At 55.7% G+C, this 627-nt stretch carries 1 pseudogene; it reads right to left on the minus strand.

Going from position 1 to position 627, the window contains the following annotated elements:
* Window positions 1-627 (minus strand): annotated as a pseudogene (locus tag ACTHTU_RS11155) (hypothetical protein); the annotation flags it as partial.

The raw sequence follows: 627 nt of genomic DNA on the forward strand, positions 1-627 counted from the left end.
AGTTTTTCGATATTGGTGCTGCCGCTGTCGCCGTTGAAGGTCAGGCCTTTAGTGTCAACGGTGGTTTTGGCATCTACGCCTTTTTGGATTTCGGCTTTGGTGTTATCCGCCAAGTCGATGCTGTAGTCGGTCACGTTGTCGGCCTTTTCAGCGGCGGTAACGGTCAATTTGCTCGAACCGGCGCTGGCAGTCGTGCCTTTGGCGTTGACGGTGTAAACGTCTTGGCCGTTGGTGTCGACGGTTTTAACCACGTCTTTGATGTTGGTACCGGCACGTACTTCAGTACGGGCGGCGGCGCTTTGCTGTTTCAGCTGGCTGTAGTTGACGGCGTCGTTGTCATCGGTACCGGCGGCAACGTTGGTGATCTTGTTGCCGGCGGCATTGATGCCTGACTTGGTCACACTCGGGCCACCGGTAATGGTGAGGCCGTCTGAATTCAGTTTGCTGTCGCCTGCGGTGACGCTGTCAACAGTAATGTCTTTGGCCAGTTTCAGCTGTGCGCCACCGGCTACGGTTTCGCTGATGATGTTGCTGTCGCCTTTGACATTGATGGTGTCGCCCAATGCGTAGTTGTTGCTGCCGGTGGTACCGCCGAAGTTGATGCCTTTGGCGATATTGGCGGCGTTG

It is taken from the genome of Neisseria sp. P0020.S005 (genome assembly GCF_051957055.1).
Classification (GTDB): domain Bacteria; phylum Pseudomonadota; class Gammaproteobacteria; order Burkholderiales; family Neisseriaceae; genus Neisseria; species Neisseria subflava_A.